4 protein-coding genes are annotated in these 7,223 nt (G+C 61.2%); 2 read left to right on the top strand and 2 right to left on the bottom strand.

Annotation, left to right across the window (positions count from 1 at the left end; genetic code table 11):
• The first annotated feature begins 322 nt into the window (after nucleotides 1–322).
• The gene (locus tag ACXWUF_RS15530) at nucleotides 323–1,660 is read left to right on the top strand and encodes a YhjD/YihY/BrkB family envelope integrity protein (RefSeq protein ID WP_458495561.1); all 1,338 of its coding nucleotides are present in this window, start codon (nucleotides 323–325) and stop codon (nucleotides 1,658–1,660) included.
• 339 nt (nucleotides 1,661–1,999) lie between these two features.
• Here ACXWUF_RS15530 and ACXWUF_RS15525 read toward each other — a convergent pair whose 3' ends face one another.
• Nucleotides 2,000–2,758, bottom strand: a complete 759-nt coding sequence (locus ACXWUF_RS15525) for an elongation factor-1 alpha (protein ID WP_458495560.1) — start codon at nucleotides 2,756–2,758, stop codon at nucleotides 2,000–2,002.
• Between the two features lie 496 nt (nucleotides 2,759–3,254).
• Complete coding sequence (locus ACXWUF_RS15520; protein ID WP_458495559.1) at nucleotides 3,255–6,146, bottom strand: spermine/spermidine synthase domain-containing protein; 2,892 nt, start codon at nucleotides 6,144–6,146, stop codon at nucleotides 3,255–3,257.
• Nucleotides 6,147–6,382: 236 nt separating this feature from the next.
• Here ACXWUF_RS15520 and ACXWUF_RS15515 point away from each other — a divergent pair, with 236 nt between their 5' ends.
• Nucleotides 6,383–7,189 (top strand): SHOCT domain-containing protein, encoded by an 807-nt coding sequence (locus ACXWUF_RS15515; protein ID WP_458495558.1) that lies wholly within the window; start codon nucleotides 6,383–6,385, stop codon nucleotides 7,187–7,189.
• Nucleotides 7,190–7,223: the final 34 nt, after the last annotated feature.

The raw sequence follows: 7,223 nt of genomic DNA, 5'->3' as shown, positions 1-7,223 counted from the left end.
CTACTTCATCAGCTACCATCCCGCCGCCGCGCTGCGCTTCGACTCCATCGCCAACGCGCTGCGGGCGGATTTCGAGCGCTTGCGGGAATGGCTGGCGGCGGAGTCGGTGGAAAGCTTATAGCCCCGCCGTTGAAAGCATGGAACGTGTTGTGGGGTGGGGTGGGCATGAGTACATGCCCACCCCCACAGGAACTATCGGGATGTATCGGGTGGCCCTCGACTCGCGCCGCCATTGGGTGAACAATCCGCCGCCGTGCGAAGCTCGCTCTGCACGGCGCCAATCTCGCGCAAGGCAAACCTCGCACTCCAGGGTGGGATGACGATGACGAACTGGTTGCAACAAAACGTCGGCGGCAAATTGCCCGCGCTCCCGCGCCTATTCCAGCAAGCCCGCCGCTTGGGCGCCGCCCTGTTCCGCGACGTGACCGACGGTGGCCTGGACCTCCGCGCCACCAGCCTGGTCTACACCACCCTGCTGTCCTTGGCGCCGCTGCTGGCGGTGAGCTTTTCCGTGCTGAAAGCGTTCGGGGCGCACAACCAAATGCGGCCCCTGTTGCTGCAAATGGTGGCACCGCTGGGACCGCAAGGCGCGGAACTCACCGACCGCCTGATCGGCTTCGTGAACAACCTGGAAGTCGGCGTGCTGGGCTTCACCGGCTTCGCCCTGCTGTTCTGGACCGTGCTGTCCCTGCTGCAAAAAATCGAGGATTCCTTCAACCATATCTGGCGGGTCCAAAAATCCCGCAGCCTGCGGCGCCGGTTCAGCGAATATTTGAGCGTGCTGATGGTGGGTCCGGTGCTGGTGTTCTCGGCCTTGGGGCTGATGGCGTCCATGACCAGCCACGGCATCGTGCAAGCCATCATCGCCCTGGAGCCCTTCGGCACGCTGTACTTCTGGCTCGGGAAGCTGTTGCCCACCTTGTTCATCAGCATCGCCTTCGCCTTCCTGTACGCCTTTCTGCCCAACACGCTGGTAAGCCTCCGGGCGGCGTTGACGGGGGGCATCGCGGCGGGCGTGGCTTGGCGCCTGACGGGCGGGCTATTCGCGGAATTCGTGGCGGGGTCCACCCAATACGCGGCGATCTATTCCAGCTTCGCCATCCTCATCGTGTTCATGATCTGGCTGTACGTGAGCTGGCTGATCCTGCTGCTGGGCGTGGATGTGTCCTTTTATGCTCAGCATCCGCGCTATCTGCGAATGGCGCGGCGGGAGACCCAATTCGGACAGGCGCGGTTCCGGCGGGTCGGGTTATGGATCATGGCATTGCTGGCCGAACGCTTCTGGCGGGGAGAGCCGCCCTGGACCTTGGCGGAACTCACGGCGCGGCTGGACCTGCCGGACTTGGCCATCGCGGATGCGCTGGAGCGGCTGCGGGAGCGGGGCTTGGTATTGCCGGTGGAAGGCAGCGAATCGGCCTGGGTGCCAGCCCGCGAGCCTTGCGTGTTGATGGTTGCGGACATTCTGGCGGCGCTGGAAGCGGAGCCGGGGGACGACACCGGCCAACCAGCCGCGCCGGTGGATGGGCTGCTTGAACGCTTGAATGGCGCGAGGAACGAGGCGCTGGGTGAGATGAGCCTGAAGGCGTTGGTGGAATCCGGCGCCGGAACCCACCGCCCCGATCAACATGGTGGGTTACGGCACACGGCAGATTCAACGTGAATCGCAAGCTTTGTCGAAACGCGCCTTACCCGCCCTCCCTACGGGTCGCCGCCATTAAGTTGGGCCACCATTCGCTGAGCGGAGTCGAAGCGAACCTGCCGAGGGGTTTTGATTTCGCTGGCTTCGACTCCGCCCTTAGGCGGCGCTCAGGACAGGCTCAGTCAACGAAATCAAAACCCGCGCACGCTTATAGTGGTGTTCATTCGGATTCAATACATGCCACACCTGTAGGGGCGAATTAATTCGCCCCTACTACATCACGACCCGTCGTATCGAACACGGTTGTAAGTCGCGATAACTTAACGGCAGTGACCCTACGGGATTGGGATTGAGCCGCGCCTATGCGGACGCCTCACCTTCCTCCTCGGAGGTCCAATAATCCAGCCAATTCTGACGGGGCAGCCACATCTGGGCCAGAGAGGTGAAAATCATCACCGTGGACGCCAAGCTATAGCCGATGCCGCCGATCATGGTGAGCCACGCGAAGGACGGGAAATACTTGGTTAGCCACCAGGACAGCACGTCAAGAATCAGGAAGACGAAGGGCGTGGCGATCAGGATCAGCTTCCAGCGGTTCGGGTACCGGGCCATCCCGAAAATCCAGCCGACGAACAGGAAAATGAAGGCGATGCCAAACAAGTGGATATGCGAAATGCGGGTCAGGGAGCCGACGCTGGCACCCTCGTCCACCTCGGCGACCTTCTTCACATTCTCGAACTTGGTGAAGTCCGGCAGCGCGGCGCCGGGGCCGTGGCAAGACACGCAATACTGCTGCATGATCGGCTCGATCTTGGGCTTCCAGTCCGTGATCTGGCCGCCATCACGCGCCCACTGGATCAGTTCGAAACGCACATCGTCCGGCGCCATGGGCTTCATCTGGCCATTGAGCATGGATTCCAGCTTGGAGCCGCTGCGGTTGCCGTAATAGCTGTAAACAATGTCGTTGATGGAGAGGCCCGGCTTGCCGTCGGCCTTGCCGTGGGTCAGCATGATCTGCGCCCCGGCCATCATTAGTCCGACGCCGATCACCAGCAAGAATCCGGTGAATAGCACCTTGTAGGCCAGGGAAAGCCGGTCGAGGGTGGAGGTTTGAATCATGGTGGGAGTCTCTCGATATTGGCAAAAAGAATATCGAATATTAGACCCGCCTAATTTGCCCTGTTCAACCGCGTGCCGAAAATGGAGCGGTTCGAAAGATTCGGAAAACGGCCCCGTCCAAACCCGCCAACCGCCGCCCGCGAATCATCCGCAGAATCGCCAAAGCCGCGCCGCCCGTGGCTTGCAAGGCTTTATGATGGCGCTGGGTGAAGGGCTTTTTCCGGCCCCGCGAAAGTCAAGACGCGGAACGCGGATGGCTTATTTCGGCATGGACAACATCCCTTTAATAGAGATGTTGTCCGTTTTGGCTGGCCCACAATTCGTAAGGTGGGTTAGGCGCACATCCGACGAACCCCACGCTTGACGCTGGGCTTGCCGTGCGCCGTAACCCACCATCCCAGTTAGCGCGATGGGTTACGGCGCACGGCGATACTGACGGGAATATCAAACCTTCCGAAAGCGCGCCTAACCCATCCTACGAATCACAAACCATGAATCATCCCCCCGCCATCAGCTTGGTCAAGCGCTGCCGGGCGTCCTCCGCTATCGCCGGGTCGGCGGAATCGTTTTTCAGCGCCTTCTGGTATTGCTCCACGGCTTCGCTGCGCCGCCCCAGCCCATCCAGCGCCCTGGCGTGATATAGCCCCCCCCGCGCCCCGTCGAATTTCCGGTTCTGGGCCGTCAAATAAAACAGCCCCTTCTCATAATCCCCCAATTCCACATAATCCCGCCCGATGCGATAGACCGCCTCATGATCCTCCGGGTCTATCGCCAACTCCCTAGAATAGTTTTCCACGGCCTGGGCATAATCCTTTTTGAATTCGTAGGCCGCCGCGATGTTGTAGTAGGCATTGTCGAAATGCTCATCTATCGCCAAGGCGCTCTTGAATTCCGCGATGGCCTCGTCATAGCGTTGCTGCTCTAAGAGTTGGAAGCCGTATTTATGATGGGCTTTGGCCGTGCCCGCCAGTTTTGCCAACCGCTGCCAATACTCCAGCCGGGTTGCCGCGTATTCCCGTTCATGGCTTTCCTGGCCGGCTTCGATGGCCTTCTTCCAGGCCAGCGTAATATAGGCGTCATCGTCCAGCCGTTGCTCCGCCTCCACCACCAGGCGGGCGGGCCGCAAACCACCCAACGCGGCCAACGGGCGACGCAGCTCGTCCAGGCTAATCCGCTGCTCCAAAGCTGTTTTGAACCTGGGTATGCCCTTGCGCTTCAGCTTGGCGATTTCAAATTCCAACACCGGGAAATCGAGAGTATTCACCGGCACGGAATCGGGATCGTTCAGCAGCTTGAACGCATGGGCGGACAACAGGTGATAGGGTATCCATTCCGGCACAATCAAATATTTCCTGGACAACTCCTGCCAAACCTGCGGCGCCCGCTCTTCAAGCCCCACCTGCCTGAGCGAAACCGGCTGATCGCCACACACGAATAGAAAATAGGTGGATTTGATATAAAACGCCGAGCATTCCTTGAACGACGCGCTCAAGGTTTTGAGGATAATATCCACCCCGCCGTCGCCAATCCGGGAGTCCACCCAAGTGGCGTAAATACCATCCGGTTTCAAGCGCTTTTTGATGGCTTGATAGAAATCATGGGTATACAGCTTGGCCGAGCTGAAATAAATGGGGGAGGTAACGGTATTCAGCACCAGCGAATAGGTTTTTTTGGCGCTACGGACATAATGGATGCCATCGTCCAGCACGATATTCAGTTTCTTGTTGTCCAGAAGATCGTGATTCCATTGGCTCATCTTGCCGAGATTCGCCACCACGGCGGGATTAATCTCCACCGCGTCGGTATGGTCGAAAGCCAAGGCCACCACGGACGCCGTGGAGCCGCTGCCCAGGCCCAATACCAGCGCGTCGTCGATACGTGGCGCGAACTGCGAGGAGACTAGGCCGACCACCTGCTCGGACGAGGAATTTAGCGGGAAGCTGACATACCCATTGATAAAGAAATACGGCTTATCGTCAATCCAGGTAATGGAGAAAATATCCTGGTGTCCCCGGAATTGCTCCGTGACCCGGAAATCCTCGCGAGCGCTGACCAATTCCTGGTGGGATTGGAAGGTCACGTAGTTCATGAACAGCAGGGTTTCGTCCCACAGCCAGTGATGCACGCCGAACAGCATCGCCGCCCCCGCCACCGCCGCTTCGATCTCGCGGGTTTCGACGCCCCGATACATCAGCAGCGCGGCACCCGACAGCCCGGCCACGGTGAGCAATTGCACGCCGTAATCCAGGTATTGATGGATGACGAACACCATCACCAGGAAGCCCGCGCTGTTCGCCACCGCCGCCACGAACAGCAGGAAGCCGGATTCCTTCGCCACATGGCCGGAGCGGGTCAACAGGGCGGGCACCGTGGCACCGAAGGTGATGGCGGGAATCGTCATCAGCACCAACAGCACCGCCGTTTTGAGGGACGTGACCGCGCCGTAAGTGTCGACCGCCGCCTCGTAAGCGTGGGAATAGGCGTAGATGGCGGGCTTCACCAAGGCCAGCAGCAGCCCCAAGCCCAGCAGGTTCGCGGCCATCAAGCCGCTGAAGCCGATGCGGAAGCGCTTGACCAGCCCCGTGCCGATGGCGATGCCGAACAGCACGATGGCGAGGACCAAGGCGAAGGTTTCGCGGAACGGCCCGAACATGAACTCGGCCAGCTTAATCATGAACAACTGGAAAATCGCCGAAGCCATGGACGCCAGCGCCAGCGCGGCCACCTCATTGAGCGGGAAGCGCTGGGTCTCGATCCCTTCCGCACGGGGCGGCGGCAGGTCGGCGTATCGCCAGCGCAGCCACGCCGCCACCACGAAGTTGATGGTCACGAAGCACAGCATGGCGCCGGTGATGCCGAAGGCCCGCAGCACCAGGAATTCCAGCGCCACGGCGGTTAGCCCAGCCCCGAGGTTATAGATGGCGTACACCCCGGCGAACCCGGCGTCGTCGCTCTCGTTGGCGAGATAGCCGGAGAACAGCGGCACGCTGCATCCCACCAAAAAGGCGGGCAGCAACAGCAGCGCCACGCCGACCAACACTTGCACCCCCAGCCCCGACGCGGCGGTGATGGCGCCGCTGTACAGCAGCCCTTGCAGCGTCTCGTGCCCGAACGCGAAGGCCACACCGCACGCGCCGATGCCCGCCTCGATCAGCCACAGCCAGCGCCACAGCCGGTGGGCGAAGGCCGAACCCAGGCCGGACCCCAGCAAGAAGGTAATCAGCACCGAGGCGGAGACGGCGAACTGGTCGCCAATCAGGTTGCCCAGCAGGCGGCCGTACAGGACTTCGTAGGAAATACCGGCGAACCCGGACAGGAGCAGGAGAAAGGACAGCGCGTTGAATTTTTCGAGGCCGAGGGGACGCTTGGTTGTGGTTGTTGTTTGCATGGGCGTGGGAATCGGTCGGATTGGGACGGCCCGTTATTTAGCGTCGTCCATATAAGGAGAAAGATGTGGATCGGGATTTTAAGCTGGTCGTTTGGGCGGAAGCTATATCGGCGAAACATCCGTAAACACTCGGTTTCCCCATTCCGATTTGCATTCCCGCCGTCGAAAGTGCCAAATCGCGGGCTATTCAAAGGACGCCAAGCCTTTCCCGACCATATCTTTTAGGAGCCACGCCCATGACCAACCTCACCCCCCAAGGCCAGCAAATCGTCGCCGACTTGGCCCAGCGCCATGGATTCAGCCAGGACGCGGTCACGACCGCATTGTGGGCGGTGACGGAAGGCGGCGGCACCATGGCGCAATTCAACCACCCGGAATTCGGCGGCGGCTGCCAGTGGATGCAGGGCGGCATGACCATGGTGGGCGACATGTTCAACACCGCCCTGAAATACCGGGTCGATGGGCTGTGCAGCGACTTGTCCCGGCAACTCGCCAACAACCCGCCCCTGTGGGCGGCGCCGACCCAAAGCCAGGGCCAGTATCAAGGCAGCGGCGGCGGTGGCGAGAGCCTGTTCATCCCACCCACCGGCGCGGCGGGCGGATGGTGGCCGGGGGAGTTCGGTCCGCCCGGCTCGACCGGCAGCCAGAACAACCTCCGCTACGCGGTGTTTCCCGGCGCCCGGCGGCTGGCGGTGGACATCGGCGGACAGGTCACGGTGTACGACACCCTCGACCATCAGATCGGCGGCGTTTCCCAGCAACAGGGCTACGGGTCTTCGCTGAGCTTCACCAGCCAGTACGGCCTGGTGCGGGTGGAGGACTTGCCGGTGGTGTCCGGCGGCGGGAATTTCGCGCCGCCCGCGCCGTCGGCCCCGGAGCCTTACGCGCCTAGCCCGGTGCCCGTCGAAACCCCGTCGGCGCCCTTGAATAGCGAGGCCGACGTGTTCAAGGCCATTGAGCGGCTGGCGGAATTACGGCAGAAGGGAGTACTGACGGAGGAAGAATTCGCCGGGAAGAAGGCGGAATTGTTGAGCCGGATTTGAGGTGGCGGGAGCGGGCTTCAGCCCACGCCTGAGA

The organism is Methylomagnum sp. (genome assembly GCF_054333355.1).
The sequence above is the reverse complement of the archived record's forward strand: the minus strand, read 5'-3'. Positions and strand labels throughout refer to the sequence as shown.

What these genes read in the sequence shown, in the direction of transcription:
- ACXWUF_RS15530 (WP_458495561.1), top strand. Translation starts at nt 323, where the DNA reads ATGACGAACTGGTTGCAACAAAACGTCGGCGGCAAATTGCCCGCGCTC.
- ACXWUF_RS15525 (WP_458495560.1), bottom strand. Translation starts at nt 2,758, where the DNA reads ATGATTCAAACCTCCACCCTCGACCGGCTTTCCCTGGCCTACAAGGTG.
- ACXWUF_RS15520 (WP_458495559.1), bottom strand. Translation starts at nt 6,146, where the DNA reads ATGCAAACAACAACCACAACCAAGCGTCCCCTCGGCCTCGAAAAATTC.
- ACXWUF_RS15515 (WP_458495558.1), top strand. Translation starts at nt 6,383, where the DNA reads ATGACCAACCTCACCCCCCAAGGCCAGCAAATCGTCGCCGACTTGGCC.